This is a genomic window from Nitrospira sp. BLG_1, from assembly GCF_047338595.1.
Classification (GTDB): Bacteria; Nitrospirota; Nitrospiria; order Nitrospirales; family Nitrospiraceae; genus Nitrospira_D.
Genome location: NZ_JBLFBO010000005.1, coordinates 98,116 through 122,732, shown reverse-complemented (window position 1 = coordinate 122,732; position 24,617 = coordinate 98,116). Strand labels below are relative to the sequence as shown.

General features: G+C 55.1%; 26 protein-coding genes. 12 read left to right on the top strand and 14 right to left on the bottom strand.

Annotated features, from left to right (window positions below):
• Positions 1–41: 41 nt before the first annotated feature.
• Positions 42–1,067, bottom strand: a complete 1,026-nt coding sequence (gene hemE / locus ACMTNU_RS07115; protein ID WP_413934537.1) for a uroporphyrinogen decarboxylase — start codon at positions 1,065–1,067, stop codon at positions 42–44.
• A 286-nt stretch (positions 1,068–1,353) separates the two neighbouring features.
• Here hemE and ACMTNU_RS07110 point away from each other — a divergent pair, with 286 nt between their 5' ends.
• A complete protein-coding gene (locus tag ACMTNU_RS07110) occupies positions 1,354–2,409 on the top strand; it encodes an acyl-CoA desaturase (RefSeq protein ID WP_413934536.1) in 1,056 nt (351 codons plus the stop codon).
• Here the strand turns inward: ACMTNU_RS07110 and ACMTNU_RS07105 are convergent.
• From ACMTNU_RS07105 to ACMTNU_RS07090, 4 genes are all read right to left on the bottom strand, one after another.
• The gene (locus tag ACMTNU_RS07105; protein ID WP_413934535.1) at positions 2,406–2,876 is read right to left on the bottom strand and encodes a hypothetical protein; all 471 of its coding nucleotides are present in this window, start codon (positions 2,874–2,876) and stop codon (positions 2,406–2,408) included. The two genes, ACMTNU_RS07110 and ACMTNU_RS07105, sit on opposite strands and share 4 nt — an antisense overlap.
• Before the next feature lie 26 nt (positions 2,877–2,902).
• A complete protein-coding gene (locus ACMTNU_RS07100; protein ID WP_413934534.1) occupies positions 2,903–3,727 on the bottom strand; it encodes a DMT family transporter in 825 nt (274 codons plus the stop codon).
• Between the two features lie 97 nt (positions 3,728–3,824).
• The gene (locus ACMTNU_RS07095) at positions 3,825–4,028 is read right to left on the bottom strand and encodes a hypothetical protein (protein WP_086424655.1); all 204 of its coding nucleotides are present in this window, start codon (positions 4,026–4,028) and stop codon (positions 3,825–3,827) included.
• A gap of 73 nt (positions 4,029–4,101) precedes the next feature.
• Complete coding sequence (locus tag ACMTNU_RS07090) at positions 4,102–4,278, bottom strand: hypothetical protein (protein WP_176698094.1); 177 nt, start codon at positions 4,276–4,278, stop codon at positions 4,102–4,104.
• 285 nt (positions 4,279–4,563) lie between these two features.
• Between ACMTNU_RS07090 and ACMTNU_RS07085 the strand changes: the two genes are divergently transcribed.
• The 3 genes from ACMTNU_RS07085 to ACMTNU_RS07075 all read left to right on the top strand — a co-directional run bounded on the left by ACMTNU_RS07085 (position 4,564) and on the right by ACMTNU_RS07075 (position 6,257).
• The gene (locus tag ACMTNU_RS07085; RefSeq protein ID WP_413934533.1) at positions 4,564–4,884 is read left to right on the top strand and encodes an FmdB family zinc ribbon protein; all 321 of its coding nucleotides are present in this window, start codon (positions 4,564–4,566) and stop codon (positions 4,882–4,884) included.
• A gap of 76 nt (positions 4,885–4,960) precedes the next feature.
• Positions 4,961–5,782 carry a substrate-binding domain-containing protein gene (locus ACMTNU_RS07080; RefSeq protein WP_413934532.1) on the top strand — a complete coding sequence of 274 codons (822 nt, stop codon included), beginning with the start codon at positions 4,961–4,963 and terminating at the stop codon, positions 5,780–5,782.
• Positions 5,783–5,804: 22 nt separating this feature from the next.
• Entirely contained in the window at positions 5,805–6,257 is a 453-nt protein-coding gene (locus tag ACMTNU_RS07075) for an IPT/TIG domain-containing protein (RefSeq protein ID WP_413934531.1), read from the top strand.
• A 54-nt stretch (positions 6,258–6,311) separates the two neighbouring features.
• Here the strand turns inward: ACMTNU_RS07075 and ACMTNU_RS07070 are convergent, their stop codons facing one another.
• Positions 6,312–7,151, bottom strand: a complete 840-nt coding sequence (locus ACMTNU_RS07070) for a nucleotidyltransferase family protein (RefSeq protein ID WP_413934530.1) — start codon at positions 7,149–7,151, stop codon at positions 6,312–6,314.
• Between the two features lie 242 nt (positions 7,152–7,393).
• Here ACMTNU_RS07070 and ACMTNU_RS07065 point away from each other — a divergent pair, with 242 nt between their 5' ends.
• Positions 7,394–7,768, top strand: coding sequence for a hypothetical protein (locus ACMTNU_RS07065; RefSeq protein WP_413934529.1), 375 nt, complete (start codon positions 7,394–7,396; stop codon positions 7,766–7,768).
• Positions 7,769–7,870: 102 nt separating this feature from the next.
• On the opposite strand, the gene ACMTNU_RS07060 is transcribed toward ACMTNU_RS07065, so the two are convergent.
• The gene (locus ACMTNU_RS07060) at positions 7,871–8,914 is read right to left on the bottom strand and encodes a hypothetical protein (protein ID WP_413934528.1); all 1,044 of its coding nucleotides are present in this window, start codon (positions 8,912–8,914) and stop codon (positions 7,871–7,873) included.
• Positions 8,915–9,210: 296 nt separating this feature from the next.
• On the opposite strand from ACMTNU_RS07060, the gene accC reads away from it, so the two are divergent.
• The 7 genes from accC to ACMTNU_RS07025 all read left to right on the top strand — a co-directional run bounded on the left by accC (position 9,211) and on the right by ACMTNU_RS07025 (position 16,833).
• Positions 9,211–10,629, top strand: a complete 1,419-nt coding sequence (gene accC / locus ACMTNU_RS07055) for an acetyl-CoA carboxylase biotin carboxylase subunit (protein ID WP_413934527.1) — start codon at positions 9,211–9,213, stop codon at positions 10,627–10,629.
• Positions 10,630–10,671: 42 nt separating this feature from the next.
• Positions 10,672–12,627 (top strand): sodium-extruding oxaloacetate decarboxylase subunit alpha, encoded by a 1,956-nt coding sequence (gene oadA / locus ACMTNU_RS07050; protein ID WP_413934526.1) that lies wholly within the window; start codon positions 10,672–10,674, stop codon positions 12,625–12,627.
• A complete protein-coding gene (locus ACMTNU_RS07045) occupies positions 12,602–13,612 on the top strand; it encodes an alpha/beta fold hydrolase (RefSeq protein WP_413934525.1) in 1,011 nt (336 codons plus the stop codon). The genes oadA and ACMTNU_RS07045 overlap by 26 nt, the downstream gene beginning before the upstream one ends.
• 54 nt (positions 13,613–13,666) lie before the next feature.
• Positions 13,667–14,323, top strand: coding sequence for a thiol peroxidase (tpx, locus tag ACMTNU_RS07040; RefSeq protein WP_413934524.1), 657 nt, complete (start codon positions 13,667–13,669; stop codon positions 14,321–14,323).
• A gap of 76 nt (positions 14,324–14,399) precedes the next feature.
• Positions 14,400–15,803: a Si-specific NAD(P)(+) transhydrogenase gene (sthA, locus tag ACMTNU_RS07035; protein WP_413934523.1), complete on the top strand. Its 1,404-nt coding sequence runs from the start codon at positions 14,400–14,402 to the stop codon at positions 15,801–15,803.
• 103 nt (positions 15,804–15,906) lie between these two features.
• Entirely contained in the window at positions 15,907–16,575 is a 669-nt protein-coding gene (gene tenA / locus ACMTNU_RS07030) for a thiaminase II (protein WP_413934522.1), read from the top strand.
• A gap of 3 nt (positions 16,576–16,578) precedes the next feature.
• Entirely contained in the window at positions 16,579–16,833 is a 255-nt protein-coding gene (locus ACMTNU_RS07025; RefSeq protein WP_413934521.1) for a SemiSWEET transporter, read from the top strand.
• 133 nt (positions 16,834–16,966) lie between these two features.
• On the opposite strand, the gene ACMTNU_RS07020 is transcribed toward ACMTNU_RS07025, so the two are convergent.
• The 7 genes from ACMTNU_RS07020 to ACMTNU_RS06990 all read right to left on the bottom strand — a co-directional run bounded on the left by ACMTNU_RS07020 (position 16,967) and on the right by ACMTNU_RS06990 (position 24,612).
• Positions 16,967–19,381: a Tex family protein gene (locus ACMTNU_RS07020; protein WP_413934520.1), complete on the bottom strand. Its 2,415-nt coding sequence runs from the start codon at positions 19,379–19,381 to the stop codon at positions 16,967–16,969.
• 129 nt (positions 19,382–19,510) lie between these two features.
• Positions 19,511–20,050 carry a hypothetical protein gene (locus ACMTNU_RS07015; RefSeq protein ID WP_413934519.1) on the bottom strand — a complete coding sequence of 180 codons (540 nt, stop codon included), beginning with the start codon at positions 20,048–20,050 and terminating at the stop codon, positions 19,511–19,513.
• Between the two features lie 328 nt (positions 20,051–20,378).
• The gene (locus tag ACMTNU_RS07010) at positions 20,379–21,818 is read right to left on the bottom strand and encodes a class II fumarate hydratase (RefSeq protein WP_413934518.1); all 1,440 of its coding nucleotides are present in this window, start codon (positions 21,816–21,818) and stop codon (positions 20,379–20,381) included.
• A gap of 49 nt (positions 21,819–21,867) precedes the next feature.
• Complete coding sequence (locus ACMTNU_RS07005) at positions 21,868–22,311, bottom strand: TA system VapC family ribonuclease toxin (protein ID WP_413934517.1); 444 nt, start codon at positions 22,309–22,311, stop codon at positions 21,868–21,870.
• Entirely contained in the window at positions 22,308–22,556 is a 249-nt protein-coding gene (locus tag ACMTNU_RS07000) for a hypothetical protein (RefSeq protein ID WP_413934516.1), read from the bottom strand. The genes ACMTNU_RS07005 and ACMTNU_RS07000 overlap by 4 nt, the downstream gene beginning before the upstream one ends.
• 465 nt (positions 22,557–23,021) lie before the next feature.
• Positions 23,022–23,285, bottom strand: coding sequence for a hypothetical protein (locus ACMTNU_RS06995; RefSeq protein ID WP_413934515.1), 264 nt, complete (start codon positions 23,283–23,285; stop codon positions 23,022–23,024).
• Positions 23,286–23,709: 424 nt separating this feature from the next.
• Entirely contained in the window at positions 23,710–24,612 is a 903-nt protein-coding gene (locus tag ACMTNU_RS06990; RefSeq protein WP_413934514.1) for a metallophosphoesterase family protein, read from the bottom strand.
• Positions 24,613–24,617 lie beyond the last annotated feature (5 nt).

The following is a 24,617-nucleotide window of genomic DNA, read 5'->3' as shown; positions in this document are numbered from 1 at the left end:
TGTCGCTCCTACCGCCAGCCATTTGCCATATGCTCTTCATTCTATCGTTGGCTGAGCTTGTGGACCATATCGATCGTTGCAGCCACGTGATCAACCGGTGTCGTCGGCAGAATACCGTGACCAAGATTGAAGATATGACCAAGACGTCCACCCGCACGTCGCAAGATGTCGTCGACGCGACGTTCAATTTCGTGGAGTGGCGCAAAGAGAGCAAGCGGATCAAGATTGCCTTGTACGGCACGATCATGCCCAATCATGGTCCAGGCTTCATCCAGATGAACACGCCAGTCGACCCCGATCACGTCCCCGCCCGCCTCACGCATCTGACATAGGATCGCGGTCGTCCCGGTGCCGAAATGAATCATCGGCACCCCTTCATGCTTAAGTCCCTCGAAGATCCGTTGGACATGCGGCATCACATATTCGACATAGTCGCCGGCAGACAGGCACCCGACCCAACTGTCGAACAGCTGAATGGCCTGCGCCCCCGCCTTGATCTGTCGACGAAGATACCCCGTCAGCACACGTGCGAACTTGTCCATGAGCCGATGCCAGGCCGTGGGATCGCTATACATCATCTGTTTGGTATTCAGATAATTACGCGAGCCGCTACCTTCGATGGCATAACTCGCCAACGTGAACGGCGCGCCGGCAAATCCAATGAGCGGCACCCGCCCGTCCAGGGCACGCCGTGTTTGCCTGATGGCCTCCGCCACATAGTTCAGCTCGTCGCCATCGATGACTTTCAGTTGATCCACCGCCGCCCGATCGCGTACCGGATTATGGATCACCGGGCCCTCGCCTGCCGCGAACTCAAGGTTGAGGCCCATCGGCTCCAACGGCAGCAAGATATCAGCAAAGATAATGGCCGCATCCAGAGGGAATCGATCAATGGGCTGAAGTGTGACTTGAGCCGCCAATTCAGGCGTCTTACACATCTCCAAGATCGAATGTTTCGCGCGCAGGGTCCGATACTCGGACATATATCGTCCGGCCTGACGCATAAACCACACAGGGGTACAATCAACTGGCTCTCGACGACATGCTTTTAGAAATCGATCATTCATGGTGGCGGCATTTTAGTGACGCAGGAGGAGTCCTGTCAAACAGCCATAGAAGCCTCGCCGCTCCTGCTTTCGGCAACTTCTGCCACTGGGACAGCCAGCCAACGCTCGTGAGGAACACGATAACCTGCGCGGCCTAGGAAAAAATCAGGTTTTACTTTCCTTAGATTCTCTGTATAATAAAGGACCAACCTAACCGGGACGCTCAATTCGCTTAATTGGGACCACGGCTCCCTGTCTCCCACCACAGTGGCTTTGCCGAATCCCCCGAATCTATGAGGAGAACTGTATGTCCGACGTGCAAGCGTATCCACCAACCAAGGCACAGCAGATCTGGTATTCCTTTCTGCGCTGGTTTGACTCCTGGGCTGGCCTTGAACTGACGAAATCAGACGGACCGCCGAAGGTCGACTGGATTCGTAGCGTTCCATTTATTTTCATGCACTTAATGTGTTTCTGCGCCATCTTAGTCGGAGTAAGCTTCACTGCAGTCGCAGTCGCCATTGCATTCTATTATATTCGCATGTTTGCGATTACCGGGTGGTACCATCGCTACTTCTCGCATCGTACATTTAAAACATCTCGTACCGTCCAGTTTCTCTTTGCCCTCTTAGGCAGCACCTGCACGCAACGTGGTCCCCTATGGTGGGCCGGCCATCATCGCCATCACCATATTGCCTCCGATACACCGGAGGATGTGCACTCTCCTCGGCATGGAGGGTTTCTCTGGTCCCACATGGGCTGGATTATGTCGCAAACGTTTTATGCGCCGCGCTTGAAGAGTATTGCTGATTTCGCCAAGTTTCCGGAGCTGCGGTTTCTCGACCGCTATGATGTCCTTGTGCCAGTCTTAACCGGCGTCGGCATGTTCGGGTTCGGCAAGCTGTTGGAGGCCTATGCGCCTGAACTCGGCACCAACGGCATCCAGATGCTGATCTGGGGGTATTTCATCTCGACCGTCGCACTGTTTCATGGGACCTGCACGATCAATTCGTTGTCACATGTCTATGGTTCACAGCGGTACGAGACCGGCGACGACAGCCGAAACAACTTCTTTCTGGCCTTAATCACCATGGGCGAAGGGTGGCATAACAACCACCACTATTATCCGGCCTCGACCAGGCAAGGATTCTACTGGTGGGAAATTGACATGACCTATTACTGCCTGAAGGGACTTGAGTGGCTGGGATTGATCTGGGATATTCGTGACGTTCCAGAGTATGTCCGTGAGGGGAAAACCAGACAAGATTCAGACCGCAGCGTACTCAAGAAGAAGATCGAAGCCGCCGTCAAATCGGCGGAACTTCCTGCACCGCAACCACAATTGGAACTCACACCTCCTTAAACCCAATCAGATTCAGTCTTCGACCTTGGCTGATCCTCAAACTGATCGGCCAAGGTCTCCCGAATCCGACGGCTCTCCGACTCGATTTCCTTTCGTTCCTCATCGGACATCACCCACGCATCACCGGCACCCAGTTGAAACCGATAGTGGTCTTCGTACAGCGTAAACCACTCGACATACGGATGTGGTTCCAGGTTCGGATGCGGATCGAGTGAAATAAGGTTCACGGTGCCGATCTGAGGATTGGCCATATCACCGATGACTTGCCCCGCCACCTCATCATCTTCAAAACGGCTGTTTCGGAATCGAATCACCTCGCCGGCGATATCAGGCTTAAAATTACCGCGCAAATAGAAATCCACTGGCCCAACAACCGCAAATACGACCTGTCCAACGACCGTCCCGTCGACACGGTTATCAAGAAATCCTTCGCGCACCCACCGTCCATTGCCGAACTTTTGTGCCATATGCCTCCCCGCTCTTTAGGAAACGATCAGCCGCCGAACGCTCCGATAATAACCGCCAACAAGATCAGCGCGCTGCCGATCCAGCCTTGTACATCCAACGTCTCTCCAAGAAAGTACCATGAAAGCCAGGCTGCATAGGCCGGCTCAGATGCAAACAGAAGCGCCACCTGTTGGGCCGGAACCAGTTGCTGGGCCCACATCTGCACGGCAAATGCGAGCGTGGCCAGCACCCCCGTCACAACAAGCCCCGTCAGCAGAACGGGTGTGGGCGAAAACGCGCTGCCCGGAGCATCTTCCCACCACGGGGCAAGGAGAAACAAGAGCGTCATTGCCACCATCTGCCACACAAGGAGCGACGGGGCGTCGACCTGGCGGGTAAATCGTTCAAGACAAATGATATGTCCCGCAAACGCCACGGCACACCCCAGCGTCAGGAGATCACCTCGATTCATGGAGGCGTTGGGTTTGACGAGGAGCCACAACCCGACCACCGCGACCACCGTTGCCAAGACCGCACGCCGGTCGACCCGCAGGAGAATCAACGGCACAAAGACCACATAGAGTGCGGTGAGAAAGGCTGAATTGGACGCAGTCGTGTACGAGAGCCCAACGGTTTGGAGCAGATATCCAAGAAACAGAAATATGGTCGAGAGTGCAGCAGCCTCTAACACTGCACGATCATGATGCAATCGACGGCGACCGACGACAAACCACAAGAGAATGAGCAGGGTGCCGATGAAAAACCGGAGTAACAAGAACGAGAGCGGGGGGATCTGCTCTAATACCGCTTTCGTGGCAGGAAAGGTGGCACCCCAGATGAGGGTGGTCAGTAGGAGGGCCAGTCGCGGCATGAATTCGTAAAGTGCTGAGTCCTGAGTCGTGAGTTCTGAGTAGACAGGCCCAGATTGACAGACTCAGCACTGGGCACCCAGGACCCAGCACTTCGTTCTAGGGTTTGCAGAGTGGACACAGCCGTTGCCGGTTCACTCCAGCCTGTTCCATCGCCCGAGTCGCCCGTTCCTTATCAGGATAATCAAACCATCCGCCTTCCCAAAAGTCGCTGGAGGTGGCGGTCGATGGCACCTCCGAACACCGGTCTCGATGGAGCGTCACACGGTCGATGGCACGGGCAATATGCAACCAGTAGATCATGCTAGCCGGTGAGGGTAAAGGGTGAGTGGCAAGGAGCGTTCACTATCGCGCCTTACTCCTGTCCTTGACCGGTTCACGGGAGGAGCTGCCATTCATCCTTCTCGATGAAGCACTTCACGCCGGTCTGTAGCTTTTTGACATCGTCCTTCTCGAAGAGCCGCATATAGCGCTCGATTCGATCATCCTCATCGATTCGTTCTTCCTGCATCACACCGTTGTTCCCCTTGTACCGTCGAATCAGCACTGGCATCGAAACCCTCCTCCTAGAGCTGGCAGTTAAGCCGCGTAAGTTGTTAGAATGAGCAGAATATCGTAAGCTGATCAGCATCGCTTGCACAAGGGCTGTTTGTCAAGATCTGAACGGCTCCATTGGTTGGAGTAACGACCCCGGCGAACTGCCATCATGATCTTGCGTGAGCGGACTCGACTGAGTTAGTAACACCACGATCCCGCGAATGCTTCGTCCGGGTCCATGTCCCTGACAACCCGGCCGCAGAAGAGAACGCAGGCGAGCCAAGAGAAAGGATGCGATCCTGTGCCACTCTATGAATACCGTTGTGGACAGTGTGAAAAGCAGTTTGAAGTCACTCAGTCCGTCTATGCCAGAGTAGAAGATACTGAGTGTCCCTACTGCCATGCGAAGGAGGCGACGCGCCTTCTCTCGGCCTTTTCATCCAACGTGGTCGGCGCTCGCAAACCCGGGTTTACAGAGAGCAAAGCCACGGCCATGAACCAGGAACGGATGGAGCGATTCGTCAAATTGCCGCCGTTGAACGCAAAACGCAATGTCCCACCTCCAAATATGTCTTCCGAATCCGAGCCCTCTTCGGCAGACCGAACCACGTCCGAGTCGTAAACATGGTAAACCGTCATCTTTTTGTCTGGTTACACCGCAGAAGTCATCAAGCCCCTGGTCGTGGTGGAGAGCGTCCGTGACAGGACGATCATTGATCACTCAGCTGTGCGTGGGCCTGATGCTCATCATCTCCCCTCTCCAGGCATCAGCCCAGGTTGCAGGAACGTTGGTCATCGCCGGCAATGGGCCCGAACAAGCGACCATCGAATCGCTGGCACGGGCCTTCGAAAAAGCCAATCCCCGTGCCTATGTCGATATCCTCTGGGACGAGGACTCCACGCCGGTGCAGTTAGTCCAGACCGGCCAGGCACAGATTGCCGTCACCGGCACGAAGGACGCAACACTGACGGCCTCCCAAATCGGATGGGATGGCCTCGGGATTCTCGTGCACCTGTCGAACTTCACGAAGGAAGTGACAACGCAACAGATCGCTGAGATGTTTTCCGGAAAGGTTCGAGAATGGTCTGAATTGGGTGGCCCCGAAACCAGAGTCCTGCTGATTGACCGTTCTCGCACCCAGAATACCCGTGAGGCGTTTGAGTCCCTCCTCGGGATCACCGGAAAGATTCCTGGCACCGCAAAGGTCATTGGACCGGACGACACGGTCGTCAAGACCGTCGTCGGCACCCTTCCGCCGCTCTCTGCCGTCGCGTATGTGTCACTGAGTACCGGCCTCTCCGCCGTCTCTAACGGGGTGGCCGTCCGTCTGCTGCCGGTCGATAAGATCGAACCGGAGGTGCCAACGGTCCGAGACGGGCGCTATAGTCTGCGACGCCCACTGCTCCTTCTCTCGAAACAAGAAGCGAATCCTCTTGTTGAAACCTTTATCGCATTTGCGCTATCTCCTCCTGGTCAAGCCATTGTTGGAGAACTCTATGTGGCTATGCCGACGAAATAGGTCCACACTCAAGGAGGTCCTTATGACTCCCCCTATCCGATCTTCGTTCCTGATGCTCTCGTTACTCGTGCTGATTGGCTTCCCACTTCGCTCACTTGCAGAGGAGGGAGTGATCGTCGAAGGTGCCGGGTATACTCTGCATGACGCAGAATCAATCAAAGGACATGACGAACAACAACTGGAAAAGGACCCCGTTTGCGATAGCAGCCGAAAGCCAAAAATCTTGCGCGTGGATCCGGACGAGGCCAAGCCCGGGCAAACCATTACGCTCAAGGGTGAGAACTTCGGAACAAGAGACTGTTTCCGAGGCGTGGCGTTCAGTGCAGCAGGACCCACCAAGATCGATTATAAGTTTGTGAACGATACAATATTAGAAGTCACCGTGCCTGACATCCAACCCGGCATGTCATTCATCGATGTCGTGGCCGGCGGCGGCAATGCCCGTTCGAAGGCGTTTTTGGTGCAACCCAAATAACACGCGGCCTCCCCGCCGATCAAAGAGTGTCCGAGACCCTATCCGGGTAATCGATCACTCGGCGGCCTGTTGGCGGACGGCTTTGGCAAGATTGTCGGGTGTCCCGATATCTAGATAGCGGTCGTGCGGAAACGTGACACTCTGTATCCGAAGGCCAGCCTTGAGAGCCTGCTGAAACACCACCCCGACGGCCAAGTCCCCTCCAGGATCATTGGCGGTGTTTGCCAATTGCTCCATCTTGCTTGTGGTCTCATCCGCACGCAGAAACCGATGGAGAAACTCGGAAAAGACCGGGGTCCAGACGGCAAAGCACCAGCCGAACGTGAGCGTCGTCGAAGCGGGCTTCATCACAATCTCACGAATCCATCCCTCGTTATCACAATCCACCATGTCCCAGATTCGAGGATCTTCAATGCAATGCAGACCAAGCACCACATCCGCACCAGTTTGTTCCTGTTGTTCAATGAGTCGCCGATAGGCATCCGGTGGACCAAACAGAATATCGGGGAAGCCGAATGCAATCCGGTACTGAGACACAAAGGGATACGCGCGATCAAGCGTATCGGGAGGCCCAAGCGATCCGGGAATTACGAGATAGGCGAGCGACATCCCGACCCCCACGCCCTCCTGAAAATAGTTCGGAATGTCCCATTTTCCTTCACGGATCACGATGAACGTCTTGGACAGCCCAGCCGTTTTAAATTTTTCCAGCAGATACTGCGACGCCACTTTCGGCCGTGGCATCCCCGTCCTCGGATCGTTCGTGAACCCGACCGGAAACAACTCCTTGCTGCAAGGAAACGGTTGAAGACGCTTGGCCTGTCCAGCAGCGGGAATGAGCCCGACGACTTCCGGCCAGGCGCGAGGCTGCGGATCAGCAAGAGGAGCAGTCATGAGAGCGGCATTATCGCCGGATTCACGTGATGAGTCCAGGAGATGTTGAGTCAGTACGAAAAGATGTCATCTCTCATGTCAGAAAATATATGGGGTACACAGCTGTGAGAAACCATCCTGGTTGGACCAGGACCCATCCGGTTCCGGATCTCTCGACAAGAGAAGGCAGGATCGTGTAGCCTAGAGGTATGGCAATGGATGCCTTTTCTCTCGCGAGCACGTCACGAAAGAGGGTTCCCCCGATGTCATTCTCTTGGTCTCAACAAGCGATCTCTGCCGCATTCCTTGCTGTGAGTGTATGCATCGCCTTCCCGGCTTCGGCCGTGCCACCAGTCAAGGAACGTCTTCCCCTGACAATGAGTGGAGCCGGTTGCAGCGAGAAAGAAGCCGAGATCAACAAGGTCTTGCAGGCCATTCCCGGTGTCATCAGTGTCGATTTCAACCGTGTCCCCAATCATGTGCTTGTGGACATCACCCCCAGCACCGTGAAGTCGGCGGATGTGATCAATCGTGTCAACGAGGCCGCATCCTCCTGGCAGTGCAAGGTTGAATTCATTGAGGGGTGCATTTCGGCTACCATGCCGACGGCTTCAGCCGCCCCACATGAACACGAGTAGTGACCATCCAAATAAGGCCGCCGCAAGCTGCTTCGCGCCTCTACATTCCCGAAGGGGGTTGTGAGGCTGTTGCAGCCAGTCGCGTAAACCCGGAACAACCCGTTATCCCTGCGCCGATTGGTCCGTAGTCGGCATCGTTCGAAACTCTTGAACGAAGTTCCACACTCGTAGGACATCGACGGTCAGTGCTGCGCCATAGGAGGGGCCATAATCTCGCTCAGAGAGGTGGCCCATGCTGTCATTCCACGTTTCGAAGCGCACAGGCCCTGCTGAGGCTGCGAGCGACCACGCGAACTGTTTTTGGCTCTGCCCCATGGTATTCACGAAGATCCCTGAATCCCACATCAGTGCCAATTCGATTTCCCAGGTTGGAATCGTTTCCCCAGTGGCCGTTGTCCGATACTGTCCGATGGCGATTGCCGGCTGAACCAACCCCGCCGTGCTTCTGACGGAGTGGAGCACCCCGCCGTTGCTCTGATAGCTGATCCGCCCCATCGCGGACACCCGAGCATTGATATCGCCCCATTTCTCAGAATGCCACACCGACGGGGTGATTTGTAGTCGACGGATGCCGCCCCGCAGAAACCCTTGTTGGTAGATAGTTCCGACGGAAAAGCCTCCACCGGCAAACATGACCTTTCGATCAAACAGCGACATCCACCGAGTGATGGACCCATCGATCATGACATCGGTTTCCTTCCGAGGGTCCACAGTGGGCACCGACGGCAGTTGGCGCAGTTGATGGACCACTTTGTTCTGGAAGTATTGTGAAGGTTCATCACTGGTGGGGCTGATCCCAGCAGTGAGATTGGTGCTCCAGTTTTTCCACAAGCAACTCGTTCCCGAATAGTCCCAATGTTTCGTCCAGCTGAGTGTGATGAGGTTGAAACCGAGCGTATTGCCTACCGTGGAGTCATATTTATTTCCTATGCCATCAACCGGGGTAAACCGATTGAGCGTCAGTCCCGAGGTGACAGTCGAATATTGATCAGGGAATGCCGTGCTCCCCCAATGCACGGACGGGGCAGGGCTTTCACTCCAGGCAGGAGCGGAGAAGCCTCCGACGAGCAGAAGAACGCCACCGATCACTGTTGCGTTTCGTCGCCCCAACCATGCAGCATCTCCTAAAGCCAACTTCCTCTTCATCGGTACCGATACCCTTTCATAAGACCATCTGACCTTACTACTACCAGGCTAAGCACGAACATGCTCAGGATGTTGAGCTGCCATAAAGTAGCGAATTCTACCTGACTCACCCCGTGGTCGTGACTAAATTTGGCTAAATAGATTGATAACCGATACCGACCAATCCTTCCTCTTGTGCGGCGCATGCTGACTGATTTGTCCCCGCATCTCTCGACAGGCCTCTCGATCCTATGCTAGCTTACGCGCTTGTTTTTCTATACTCATTTCTTTCGACACGAGAGTCCACAGGCACAGACATGTTCAAGAAGATCTTAGTCGCCAATCGCGGTGAAATCGCCATGCGAATCATCCGCGCCTGCCGGGAATTGAACATTGCCACCGCCGCCATTTATTCCGAAGCGGATTCAACCGGTATCTATGTCAAGAAAGCCGACGAGTCGTATCTGGTCGGACCGGGGCCGGTGAAAGGCTTCCTCGATAGCAAGCAGATCGTGGACCTCGCCACGCGCATCGGTGCGGATGCAATCCATCCAGGCTACGGATTTCTCTCGGAGAACGCAGAGTTTGCCGAACTCTGCCAGGCATCCAATATTACATTCATCGGCCCGTCTACCCATGCCATTACTCTGATGGGCAGCAAGGTCAAGGCTCGCGAACTTGCCGAATCAGCAGGCGTGCCGATCGTGCCTGGTACGGACGGTGCCATTACCAACGTCAAAGAAGCGCTGGCCTTCGCCCACAAAGCCGGCTATCCGGTGATGATCAAGGCGAGCGCCGGCGGGGGGGGGCGCGGATTACGGGTGGTCCGGTCCGATGAGGAGCTTCGCGAAAACATGGAAGTCGCGGCACGCGAGGCTCAAGCATCTTTTGGCGACGGCAGCGTGTTTATCGAAAAATATATCGAGCGGCCGCATCACATTGAATTCCAGATTCTGGGAGATCGCCACGGCAACATTATCCATCTCGGAGAACGGGATTGCTCGATCCAGCGACGCCATCAGAAGTTGATCGAGATCGCTCCCTCGTTGATCTTGACGCAGGAGCTCCGTGAAGAGATGGGCAACGCCGCCATTGCCATCGCCCGCGCGGTGAACTATGACAACGCGGGAACTGTGGAATTTCTCCTCGACCAAGACGGTAAGTTCTACTTTATCGAAATGAATCCACGACTCCAGGTGGAACATACCGTCACGGAGCAAATCACGGCAATCGACATCGTACGGAATCAAATTAAGATCGCGGCGGGCCTTCCACTCAGCATCCAGCAGAAAGATGTCATCTTGCAAGGCCATGCCATTCAATGTCGGATCAATGCGGAAGACCCCAAAAACAATTTCCTGCCTTGTACAGGAACCGTAACGGCGTATTTGTCTCCCGGCGGAATCGGCGTGCGCATCGACGGAGCAGTCTATAAAGATTACACCGTCCCGCCCTACTATGACGCCCTGTTGGCTAAGCTGACAGTCCGAGGCCGTACATGGGAAGAAACCGTCAGTCGCATGAGACGTTCCCTCGAAGAATACGTTATTCGCGGACTTAAAACGACGATCCCGTTTATGGAAGCGATCATGCAGGAACCAGACTTTATTGCAGGGCGGTTCGACACGTCCTACCTGGATACGCACCAGGACTTGTATGCGTACCCCGAGTTTGAGCCGCCGGAAGATCTGGTCCTGGCGCTCTCGGCAGCGATTGCCGCCTACGAAGGACTCTAATTTCACGACCGAAATCGCTTCCAACAGGATGGATGAACCATCATGGCAAAAAGACGACCACCAACAAAGAAACCGCAAAAAAAGACCAAACAATCGGCTCCGACGAGTAAGACGGTAAAGGCGCTCCGCTCGCATCCCAGCGAATTCACCATCACGCCAGCCGTCGGCAAACCAGTCTTGATCACCGATGTCGCCCTGCGAGACGGACACCAATCCTTACTGGCCACGCGGATGCGGACCGAGGATATGTTACCCATCGCCCAAAAGCTGGACGCGGTCGGCTATTGGTCCCTGGAGGTGTGGGGTGGGGCCACCTTCGATACCTGTCTCCGATTTTTAAAGGAAGATCCCTGGGAGCGACTTCGAGCGTTGCGGGCGGCTATGCCCAATACCAAGCTCCAGATGTTGTTACGGGGCCAAAATCTGGTCGGCTATCGCCATTACGCCGACGATGTCGTGGAGCGGTTTATCGAGCGATCGGCGACGAACGGCATTGACGTCTTCCGCATCTTCGACGCGCTCAATGATGTGCGGAATCTTGACCGAGCCGTGAGTGAAGTGAAGGCCTGCGGGAAACATGCGGAAGCCACGATCTGCTATACGGTCAGCCCGGTCCATAGCATCGATCGGTTTGTGGATTTGGCCAAAAAATTGGAGGATCTCGGAACGGACACAATTTGCATCAAGGATATGGCCGGATTGCTGGCTCCGCTTGATGCCTATCACCTGGTGCGTCGACTAAAATCCGCCGTGAAAGTTCCGCTTCATCTCCATTCGCATTACACGTCGGGAATGGCTTCCATGGCTTCGTTAATGGCGATCCTGGGAGGCCTCGACATGCTTGATACCTCCATCTCCCCATTGGCAGGTGGAACCTCTCATCCGGCGACGGAAACATTGGTGGCCTCACTCCAAAACACGCCCTACGAGACGGGACTGGATCTCACGAGTTTTCAACCGATCACCGAACATTTCCGAACGGTTCGCCGCAAATATCGCCAGTTCGAGAGCGACTTTACCGGTGTCGATGCAGAAATCCTCACCTCCCAAATTCCCGGCGGCATGTTGTCAAACTTGGCGGCCCAGTTAACGGAACAAAACGCGCTTGACCGGATGAAAGAAGTGCTCGATGAGGTTCCACGCGTGCGAAAAGAAATGGGCTACCCTCCGTTGGTCACCCCGACCAGCCAAATCGTGGGCACGCAGGCGACTCTCAATGTGCTGACCGGTGAGCGTTACAAAGTCATCACCACTGAGACCAAGAACTATTTCTTGGGACTGTACGGCCGTGCGCCGGGACAGGTCGATCTCGATATCATGGCACGCGCCACCGGTGACGAAACTCCGATCAAGACTAGGCCGGCTGATCGACTGGAGCCGGAACTGGATGAGGCCAAGAAAGAACTGCCGGCTTCGGCTCAGAGCGCCGAGGACCAGCTCTCGTTTGTGCTGTTCCCCGCTATCGCGTCTGACTTTTTTGAGGCACGTGAGAAGGGTGACCTGACCCCCGAGCCGTTGGACGTCGGATCAGCAAAAGGCCCTTCGACTGCACATGAGTTACATTTGGCTCCGGTAGAATTCAATGTCACAGTTCATGGTGAGACCTATCATGTGAAGGTTTCAGGCTCCGGACGCAAGGTCGATGGCCGCAAACCCTACTATATCCGTGTCAACGATAAGCTGGAAGAAGTCTCACTTGAACCAATCCAGGAAGTGCTCGCCGGTGTTCCCGAGTCTCCGGAGATCGGGACGGGAGGAAAACCCAAGCGTCCCAGACCCGCGAAACCAGGTGATGTGACTCCTCCCATGCCCGGTCGCGTCGTAAAGGTTCTTGTTGCCGTGAATGACTGCGTGAAGGCCGGTGACCCGCTGTTGATCATCGAAGCGATGAAGATGGAAAGCCGGGTACCGGCACCGATTGACGGAAAGGTCTCTGCGATCTTGGTTAACGACGGCGACAACGTCAAAACGGATGAGACGGTCATTCAACTGGAGTGATTCCATCACTAGTTCAATCCTCGGCCCATCCAGACGCTGTCGGTCGGCACTGCTCATCCTCGGCTTCGTCTCGTCCCTCATGAGCGCATGCACCACCCCGCCACCAATTCCACCCTACTTTGAAACACTGGAACGCTCCCCAAGCAAGCGCATCCCGATCAGCACTGTGCTCGTCCAGGATCAACGGATCGCCTATCTTGATGCCGGCACAGGACCACCCGTCATTCTGATCCACGGCTTTGGCGGATCCATGTGGCAATGGGAACATCAACAGCACGACTTGCCTCAACATTTCCGTACGCTGACGCTTGATCTCCCTGGTTCCGGCTTATCCGACAAGCCGGACATTGACTACCTACCGGATCAGATGTTGGACTTTTGTGTCGGGTTTATGGATGCCCTTCACATTGAAAAAGCTACGTTGGTGGGCAATTCGATGGGAGCCGGTTTGGCGATCGGCATGGCGCTGACTCATCCAAGCCGTGTCGACAAACTTGTGCTCATCAGTGGGTTACCGTCGTACGTAAAGGACAAACTCACCAGCCGGTCGTTCAAACAGGCCCTGGAATCCCGTGCTCCTTCCTGGCTGGTTTCCTTCGGCAACTGGCTCTTTGGAGGGCTGATCACCACGCCCGTCTTAAAGGAAATCATTCACGACCACCGGCTCCTGACCCCAACCGTTCTTGAACGGTCTAACCAGAATCGCCAACGCCCCGGCATCATCAAACCCCTCATGGCCGTGCGAAATGCGCTCCCACCATGGGAATCCGAGTTTGCCCCACGTCTGAGTAGCATCACGCACCCAACGATGATCATCTGGGGAGAATACGACCGAGTGTTTCCCCTGGCCGTCGGTGAAGAACTGCACCAGAGGATTCATGGCTCAACCTTCGTCAAAGTCCCCCATGCCGGACATCTGCCGCAATGGGAACGGCCGGAGCTGGTGAACCGCTCGCTGATCGAGTATATTCACTCGTCACCCTGAGGCAAAATCTGTGTGAGAACCTCGTCCCATCCTGTGTTGAGAAAGGAGCATACAATGCGAAGACCATATTCTGGGATCATGGGCACGATGCTGTGCCTTCTGCTTGGCCTCGTCGGCTGCCAGACGACTGGGGGCAACAACTTCACCTATAAGAGTATGCCGGTGGCAGATGGCACGGCCGTCGCGGGCGAAGGCAATAAGATCCTCTTCAAGGGCAGCCCGTTGGCCCTCGCCGGGAGCGGAGTAAAAATCGGCGACACGCTCCGTGATGTGAAGGTGGCACAGAATGACTTGTCCCTTGTGAACATTGGAGAGACCAAGGGCTCGGGTAAAGTCCGTATCATCAGCGTAGTGCCGTCGCTCGATACCCCGGTCTGCGAACAACAGACCCACATCCTGAGCGAACGGAATAAAGGCCTTGATAGGATGGTAGAACTCATCACCGTCAGCATCGATACGCCCTTCGCTCAAAAGCGATTCGCCGGAGAAGCCAAGATCGCCAACGTGACCTTCCTCTCCGATTATCGTGGAGCTGAGTTTGGAAAAACCCATGGCCTCTTCTTGGAAGGACCATCCCTCTTGACCAGAGCCGTCATGGTCATCGACAAGACCAATACCGTTCGCTATCTCCAAATCACCCCTGAACTCACCCAGCTACCGGACATGGAAGAAGCCTTCCAGTTCGCCCGTCGCTTGGTCACGGAGAGCTGAGAGAGAAGCAGGTTGAGGTTCGAGGAGCACGCATTTCTGTTCTCCTCAACCTCAGCCTTACTCTTTCCTAACATCCATGCCTCACTATGATGTACTCGTCATCGGGACCGGGCCGGCAGGGCAGAAGGCTGCCATTCAGGCGGCCAAACTCGGCAAGAAAGTGGGGATCATCGAGCGCAAGATGGTCGTGGGCGGCGTCTGCATTAATACAGGAACCATTCCCAGCAAATCACTCCGTGAAGCCGTCCTCTACCTGTCAGGATTTCGACAGCGCAATATCTACGGAGGCGAATACCGACTGAAAAAGACGATCACGATCGAAGACCTGGCCTTCCGCGCTAATCACGTCATCAAACACGAAATTCAGATCGTTCAGCAGCAGATGGCCAGAAACCAAGTGGATATGTATTTCGGCACGGCCAGCTTTCTCGATCCACATCGGCTTCATGTACAGACTTCCCATGCAGCATTGGAACTGACGGCCGACTTTTTCATCATTGCCGTGGGAACCGAGCCCGCTCGGCCACCTGAGGTTCCCTTCGACGACCACACGATCATCGATACGGACGGCCTTCTCGCTTTACGACATATTCCCAAATCCCTCGTCATTGTGGGAGGAGGCGTGATCGGAACCGAGTATGCATCGATGCTTGCCGCCTTAGGAGTTCCCGTCACGCTCATTGACAAACGCCCACGGCTATTGGAATTCGTCGATACGGAGATCATCGAGACGCTCCAGCGCCAGATGAGAGATTTAGGCGTGACGCTCTATCACGACGAAGAGGTGGTCGAGATCACACGAAACGGAACACAGGCGGTCCAGGTGTCCTTACAGAAGCATCCCCCGCTTCACACCACCACACTCCTGTATGCCATCGGTCGCGTCGGAGCGACCTCAGCCCTGCATCTGGAATCGATCGGTCTTCAACCTGATGCCCGTGGAAGGCTGACTGTGAATGAACATTTCCAAACTATGCTTCCTCACGTCTATGCAGCCGGTGATGTCATTGGATTTCCGGCTCTAGCTTCGACGTCCATGCAACAGGGGCGCCACGCAGCCAGCCATGCCTTCGGCCATCCGGATCGTATGGATACCGCACTCCTCCCCTACGGCATTTATGCCATTCCGGAAATCTCCATGGTCGGGAGGAACGAGGAAGAGCTCAAACAGGCCGATGTGCCGTACGGCGTCGGGATCGCCCGGTATAAGGAAATTGCGCGTGGACAGTTGATTGGTGACGAAGCAGGCATGGTGAAGCTACTGTTTCATCGGCACACTCGCCATCTATTGGGTGTGCATGCCATTGGGGAAGGCGCCACCGAACTGATCCATATCGGGCAGGCCGTGATGGCCTTTCATGGTAAGATCGATTACTTTATCGATACGGTTTTCAACTATCCGACCTTGGCCGAGTGCTATAAGGTCGCGGCATTGGATGGAATGAACCGTCTCCCCAGACCCTGGATTCCATATCTCTAATATGGAAGCATATCATAGTACATGTGGAGTGGCGTGTTTAGAATTTCACCGGTCGATTGAACACGCACACACAAGTCGAACAACTTCTCAAACCGGAGCACGCATGTCATTTTCAAACCACCTCCGCAAACTCGCCAGCTCGATCTGGGACTCCCAATTAACCCATCCCTTCGTTGTTGCACTCGGCGATGGAACCTTGCCTGAGCAGAAGTTCAAATACTACATCCTGCAAGACGCACGGTTTCTCGGCGATCTCGCTCGTGTATTCTCTGCTGCAGCCGTGAAAGCGCCTGACTCGGAAAGCGGCCTCCGCTTCAACAAGCTGGCGGAGGAGACAATCGTCGTCGAACGCAGTCTGCATGAAAATTACGGAAAACGTTGGAACATGACCGCCAAACAGATGACATCTGTCCCCATGGCACCGACCAATTATGCGTACACCAGACACATGTTGGCAGTAGCCGCGACAGGAACTGCGACGGAAATCACGGTTGTGGCCCTCCCCTGCGCATGGGTCTATTGTGTCGTCGGCCAACATCTACTGCACAAAGGTCCACCGGCCAAGCACCACCCCTACCGTGATTGGCTCATGCTCTATGCATCTCCCGAGTTTGCGGAAGTCCAGGTATGGATGCGGAAAAAAGTTGATCAGTGGGCCAAGACAGCCGGAAAAGACGAACTCCGACGAATGGAAGACTCCTTCATCATCAGTTCACGATACGAGTGGATGTTCTGGGACATGGCCTGGCGCGAAGAAAAGTGGCCGGTGTAGGAAGTGGACGGAGTCACGGCGCTGGGACTGACAGCCGGAACATTGACCACGATCGCCTTCATTCCCCAGATCGTGAAGGCATGGCAATCCAAATCAACCGGTGATCTCTCCTGGGGGATGGTGACGACATTTAGCACGGGTGTGCTGCTGTGGCTCATTTACGGCATTTGGATTGATTCGTTACCCGTCATTCTCGCAAACGCCGTCACCCTCCTGCTCCAGTGTGGAATCATTGCACTGAAAATCAGGTACGGATAGTGGGAAAGTTCCCACCCGCAACTTGAGCACGAAAACGCCACAGAAATTTCTAACGGTCTGCAACCGCAACACAGCTGCTAGTCGTAAATCATCTTATCGAATCAGTCAGATCCAGCGGAAGAACAGACCAGCGCTACGACCTCTGCCTCGCCTTGGCCAGCGCCATGGCCATGGCGCTGAGCGGCTGAGACGGTTGTGCGGTCTGGGCCGATCCCGATGCTCCTCGCCCACGTTGAGTACCGGCGGTATTGTTGCTCGACTGTGCTGAAGAACTGGCACGACTTGCGGTATCATCAAGGCGCATCGTTAACGCGATGCGCTGGCGCTTCAGATCGACGTCAATCACCTTCACCTTGACAACCTGTCCCGGTTTCACCACCTCATGCGGATCCTTGATGAATCGATTAGCCAATGCAGACACATGCACCAGTCCGTCCTGATGCACCCCGATGTCGACGAAGGCTCCGAATGCTGCGACATTCGTGACCACTCCTTCAAGCACCATGCCCGGCTGTAAGTCACTCACCGATTCAACCCCGTCACGAAATGTCGCCGTCTTGAATTCAGGCCGAGGATCGCGGCCAGGCTTTTCCAGTTCGCTCAAAATATCTCGCACCGTCGGCAAGCCAAACTTCTCATCGATAAAGTCCTCTGCCGATACCCCCTTCAAAACAGCGGGCTTTCTCATCACCTCGGCTATCCCCGTTCCTAACTTGGTCAGAATCCGTTCAACGACCGGATAGGCCTCAGGGTGGACGGCAGAACAGTCCAACGGATTATCACCATCCGGAATGCGCAGGAAGCCTGCCGCTTGCTCGAACGTCTTGTCACCAAGACGAGGGACTTTGCGGATCGCTGTTCGATTGGGAAACGGTCCGTTTGTATTGCGATAGTCCACAATGTTTCGAGCCAAGGCTTTGTTGAGCCCCGAGACCCGTTCAAGTAACGGAACCGAGGCCGTATTCACATTGACTCCAACGGCATTGACGCAGTCTTCGACCGTGGCATCAAGCGATCTCGCCAAGGCCTTCTGATCCACGTCATGCTGATACTGCCCGACTCCGATGGCCTTCGGCTCGATCTTCACCAGCTCCGCAAGTGGGTCCTGAAGCCGTCGCGCGATTGACACAGCCCCTCGTAAACTGACATCCAGCTCAGGAAACTCCGCTGCGGCAAAGGCCGACGCGGAATAGACCGATGCCCCTGCTTCGCTTACGACGATTTTAGCCAGCTTATGCTCAGGCTTTTGCGCAGCGACCACTCTGATGACCTCCGCCGCCAATTTGTCCGTCTCCCGGCTCGCGGTGCCATTGCCGATCGCCAACAAGTCCACCCCATGCTGAGTAATCAGCCGGATCAGGGTCTCCAATGCCCCTTGCCAATCGTTACGCGGTTGGTGAGGATAAATCGTCTCTGTGTCCAACAACTTTCCTGTCGCATCAACGACAGCCACTTTGCACCCAGTGCGAATCCCAGGATCGAGACCAAGGATGGCCTTGGGCCCGGCCGGAGCCGCCAACAACAGCTCATGGAGATTCCTTGCAAAAATTCTGATCGCCTCCGCCTCAGCAGATTCCCGCAATTGCACGAGCAGCTCCGCACTGATGGTCAGATGCATTTTGACACGCCAGGTCCATTCACACACACCGGCCAGCCACTTATCGGCCGGTCGCCCTCGATCGGCAATGCCAGCATGAGCGGCAATCATGGTGACACAGGGATGTGGGACCATGGCCTCGAGCGCCTCTCCCAAACCCAGCTCAAGCTTTAATACCCCGAGGGTACGACCTCGGAACAGGGCCAGCGCTCGGTGCGAGGGAATGGCCTTGATCGGTTCCGAATAGGCATAGTAGTCACGGAACTTTTCCTCTTCCGCCGTTTCCTTGTCCTTCATCACTGTCGACGTCAAGACGCCCTCGTTCCACAAACGTGTTCGTATCGCGGCGAGAAGATCGGCGGTTTCCGCAAACCGTTCCATCAAGATGTCCCGAGCCCCTTCGAGTGCGGCTTTGACATCCGGCACATTGACGGCTTCCACTCCTTCCGAAGCCGGCACAACACGAATGAACTTAAGTGCTTCCTGCTCAGGAACCAACAGAGGATCAGCTAAGAGAGTATCGGCCAACGGCTCGAGCCCCGCTTCACGCGCGATCTGGGCACGCGTGCGTCGTTTCGGCTTAAATGGAAGATACAGGTCTTCGACAGCCTGTTTGGTGGTAGCCGCCTCGATCGTCATGCGTAAGGCATCCGTAAGTTTCCCTTGCTCCTCAATAGAAGCCAACACGGCCGCGCGCCGCTCCTCCAGCTCACGCAGATAGCGCAGCCGCTCTTCCAACGTCCGGAGTTGTGTGTCGTCAAGATTTCCTGTTACCTCTTTCCGATACCGCGCAATAAAAGGAACCGTCGCTCCTTCATCGAGCAATGCCACCGCAGCAGCTACTTGCGGACCTCCAACAGTGAGTTCCTTGGCGATAGTCGGGACAATCTTTCGCTGCAGGACATCGGCTGGGATATGAGTTGTGTCGGTCGTCTCCGTCGTCATCGGCATCACACGCCTATCTTTCCGAACGCGTCATCAGTCCGCGCTCTCCGAGAGTTGAAGAAGAGAATGTCATTGTATGCAGGACAATCGCTCATGTGCAGGAGAACAGAACAAGACGCGAGAGTAGCCCACAGGCTAGGGTGAAAGGGTTCCGAACGCCGCAAACAACTGCCCAGCCAGGTAATGGGTCCCCATGCCGTCACTAAACCGCTTGCGACGAAGGAAGTCGTTGAAGACTCGACCATCGGCCGTCTTGTGGATATCGGGATGCTGCAGATTCATCCGGTAGCGTTCAATCCCGCGTGATAGTGAACTGACGAAGAGCACGGTGCCATCGGGCTCGACCTTCTCCACCACTCCAATATGAGTCAGCGGATCGTTGGGTAAGCCGTCTCCGTTGAAATCCCACGTGTTATGAAAAAAGACCAAGTCTCCTGGATGAACGGTAGGGCCATAATGAATCCGCCCATGCTCCATCACGTGGGTGTAAATGCGTCCCACCCCGTTTCCACCATCAAGCTCTCCTAATCCACTATAGAGATCGACGCGCTGCGAGGCATAGACACCTCGCACAAAACCGGAACAATCCGGATTGAAACTTCGGCCCCCGATCTGAATTCGAGATTGTCCGACAAATCGTACCGCTGTTTTGGCCAGTGCCGTCTGCCGTGGCATTGCCTTCGCCATGGCACAACACGACATGCCCCGCGTTCCCATTGTGGGAATCGTTGTCCGATCAGAGGTGGTTGTGTGACGAGTTCCGGTAACGCAGCCGGAGATTGTCCCGGCGATCAGTAAGACGAGAACACGGCTTGTCCAAGGAAAATAGGACGAGGCTCGACTCATTGTCATTCAGTATACAGATCCGCTGCCGGAAGACAAGACTCGTTCTCTCATCTCACCGCCTCTCGCACCGCCTGCTGGCCCACGTGGTTCAAGCCTATGCCACAGATCAAAAATTTCCGCAGGTTACTGCTCTGCTCATACCGTCAATACGTTTCTATTACCCTCCCGCGCTGCCTACCGGCCCGCCTGGCTCCGTCATGCGCCACGGATCCAGAAGCTCCCCAAGCCGCTTCTCTGATAACACCTTCTGCTCTTTTGCCACCTGCCGAACGGTCTTCCCGGACTTGTAGGCGTCCTTTGCCAGTTTCGCCGCGGCTTCATACCCGATCTCCGGCGCCAACGCCGTGCACATGGCCAGACTTTCCTCAATGAGACTCTTGCAACGCTCCTCATTCGCCTTGATGCCTTCGATACATTTTGCAGAAAAATTATTCGACGCCGTCGCGAGCAATTCGATCGACTGGAGCAGGTTATAGGCCATGACCGGCATCATCACAATCAGTTCAAAATTCGCCGCCTGCCCGCCCACCGTTACCGTGACATCGTTTCCAATGACCTGGGCACAGACCATCGTCACAGACTCGGCAATGACGGGATTGACCTTCCCCGGCATGATGGATGACCCTGGTTGCGTCTCCGGCAGATTGATTTCCCCGAGCCCACAACGAGGACCGGACCCGAGCCAGCGAATGTCATTGGCAATCTTCATCAAGCTCACCGCGACGTTTCGCAACTGCCCGCTTGCCTCGACCAGCGAGTCTTGCGCTGATTGAGCTTCAAAGTGATTCTTGGCTTCTTTGAATGAACAGCCGGTCTCTTTCGAAATAATCGACATCACCTTCGCAGAAAACTTCGGATGGCAGTTCAGCCCCGTCCCTACGGCAGTTCCACCCAAGGCCACTTCACTCAAGGCTGCCTGGGCTTGTGTGACGCGCTGAATACCGAGCTCAATCTGACGCGCATAGCCGCCGAATTCTTGTCCCAGGCGAACCGGCGTGGCGTCTTGGAGGTGCGTCCGTCCAATCTTGACGATCTTGTCGAACTCCTTCGCCTTGCTCTTCAATGCCTTGTGCAATCGAGTCAAGGCAGGAAGAAGCTGGTGTTGCATCATCTCCGACGCGGCGATGTGAATGGCCGTGGGGATCACGTCGTTGCTCGACTGGCCGAGATTGACATGGTCGTTCGGATGCACCAGCTTGCTGCCTCGCGCACCACCGAGCAATTCCGTGGCACGATTTGAGATAACCTCGTTGGTGTTCATGTTCGTGGATGTGCCGGAACCGGTCTGAAAAATATCCACAGGAAACTCGGCGTCCAGCTTGCCATCGACCACTTCTGTAGCCGCTTGTTTAATCGCCTCCGCCGGTTGTTTGTCCAACAACCCAAGGGCGTGGTTCACGGTCGCAGCCGCCCGTTTGATCATGCCCATTGCCCGGATGACGGATCGCGGCATTCGAAGCGTGCTGATTGGAAAATTCTCGATGGCACGGGCAGTCTGCACTCCATAATAGGATTCGACTGGGACTGCTAGCTCCCCCATCGTATCTCGTTCAATGCGAGTGGCGGTTGACGGCTTCTTGCTCTGATCTTGGTTCATACACAATGCTCCATCTGTTGATGTAGGGAATTCTTATGACTCGTGAGCCTTAGTCCAGATGCTTCTTTCGAAGCGGGTTCTGCCATTGCAGCTGAGAAAAGCGAGCAAAATCTCCGTCCGTACTCTGGAGGATCAATCCATGTTCAAGAGCAAGCGCAGCGAGGTGAGCATCCGGAACGAGATTTGCTAGTGCCTCGGTGTCGTGGAGCAGTTCTCCCAAAATAGCCGCATGACGATCTGTCGGCAACGGAATCCACACGGCTGGAATCGCCAACCACTCTTTGACCTGAGACCATGCCCCTCTGACGCTCAGCGGACGATTGAAAGCCTTGGGATTGGTTCCTATTCGGATGAACGCAAGTAGGGTCGGCCAGGGAAGACCGACTCGCTTCCCGCTATTGAGTTGATCTTCTAACCAGTGACGCGCGTGCTGATGCTGCGGATAATCTTTGACTTTTGCATAGAGTAAGAGATTAGCATCGATCAAGATCACTTGGTGTCTTCACCTTCGATGGCCGCAAGCACATCGGCAACATTGTCAAGATTTGGCAAACGCGGCCCAAGGGAAACTGCATGAAGGGTGTACCGTTTCCCCGGTTTCTTTTCCGGAGCCTCCAAGCGATCAAGCCCGGCACGCAGGGCCGTATTCACAGCCTTTTTAAAGGTCTGGTCCTGTCGCTTGCGAAAGCCCTCAAGTCGTGCGGCAACATCTCTGTCCAGGGTGATTGTGGTGCGCATGCATCAAATTATACGCATCATGATGACATCATGCAACACGGTTCGTAGTCACAACTGCCTGACTCGACCCACCCGGAAGCACTGGCCATGATAAACTCAGTACGTCGTTTTTCACAAGTGCATGGATGGCAAACTCACCGCTGAGCCGTCAGCAGGCGTGCGCCACACATCGCCCCGGGACTCGCCCTCATCACAATCTGATCATCGACAGGTTGATAGTGCTGGCCAATCGCCTCTGGGAAATATCTCCAGCCTGAGTATGCTCATCCAAACCGACAATCAGAAGGCTCTGCAAGCTAAAAGGTTACACGGCTGAAAACAGCTGAAGAGTGCGCACGGCAGGAGTGGGGGGTAATAGGCACTGAAATGCCAGATTCATGGACAGAAATCTCACCATAATTACTTTGGCCACGAGCGCCCGGTTGTGAGAACATACACGACGAGTCTGGTACGGTTCTATAACTCTCACATCCGAGTCACGTCTTGTTCAGCCCGATTCCCGCTCTCGACCTCTGGCTGAAACGCAAATGTAGTTTTGGGTGTCACAACATGGAATAGCTGCAGAATGTCGATACTCATCCCGACCAAGGCAAGAGACCATCCACCGACGATCATCCACCAGACCAATGAAAACATGTCCGAAGGCTGATCGAAGTTGAAGACCGCCACGATCCCTCCGAGCGCCAGCACCATCCCAACCGTCATCAGCACGTAACAGACAGTTTTCATCCTCGCCTCCTCAAACCGGTCAAGTGTATGAACCAGTTCAACAGTCGAACGGAGAACCTACCTCCCGTCCCAGCGCCTGCATGGCGAACGACGCACGATACCCATTGGTGATTCGGGTGACCGCGAGATACGAAGTACCAACGGCACTCTACTCGATTTCACCACCGGTGCAATCCAGCAGAATGCCCCTACCCCTAGATCTGATTGGATCAGGATGGTCCTTGTACCGAATAGCCTAGACCTCGTACACGAGAATCGCTCCTGCGATCCCCAGTTCCAGGTTTCATGTTCAATGTTTCACGGCAGTCAAACCTCAAACTTGAAACATGAAATCTAAAACTCTACCGTGAAACCGTTAGCAGAAACACTTTACAAGATACGCGACCTAGGCGATATCGTCACTAACAGCCTTGAATACTGTCGATCAATGACAGCGCCCCTTCCCCTTATCAGTGAACAATTTCCCAGCCTCAGGAACAAACTCCCATTCATAGCCAGTTTGGTGGAGCACCAATTTAAGAACTCCGAACGTATCATTATTTCGCACTTCGCTCCCAATCTTGATAGTGCCGAACTCGGCATGGTGCGCTCCACCGGTCCCGACGGTGAACGAGCGGATCCCGCGGAGCTTGTCGACTCGGCCCTCTACATCCAGAGGCGCGAACCGCTCATAGTCATGATCATGCCCGGAGAGCACCACATCGACTCCCGAGGCGTAGAGTTCCTCCCATATCGGACTCATCACCTTGTTGTTTTGGTGCCGACCGGACGAAAATCGCGGATGATGCCAGTAGGCCAGCGTGCAGAGGGATGGATGCGCCGCTAAATCTTCGCGAAGCCACATAAGCTGGTCAGACGTCGAGTCACAGGCCACAATCCGGCATTCGGTGTTGCTGTTCAAGGCAATCACATGCCAGGCCCCGATGTCGAAGCTGTAATAGCCTTGATCGCGCGATCCTGCTGCTGCTCCAAAGTACGTATAATAGCCCTCCCCGAGCCCTTCATGGTTCCCCATGCTCGGATGGGTGATCGACTTGAGTCGACCCCACGAACGATCGTAAGAGTCTTGAAAATCCTCAATAGCGCCGGCTGGGTATTGGTTGTCTCCCAATGTCAACACCGCTGACAGACCGTTGATCTGCAGCGCCAGATCCGAGGTCTCCATCTGTCGACAGACCTCGACCAGCTTGAGCTCTTGCTTATGGCCTTGGTCGGATGGCGGGCATGCGATATCACCGACCGCCACAATCACGGGATCCGACCGATCCAAGGCTTGGGCGTTTGCCCACAGAGGACTGAGAATCGCGGTACAGAGGCCGAGCAACATCAGGT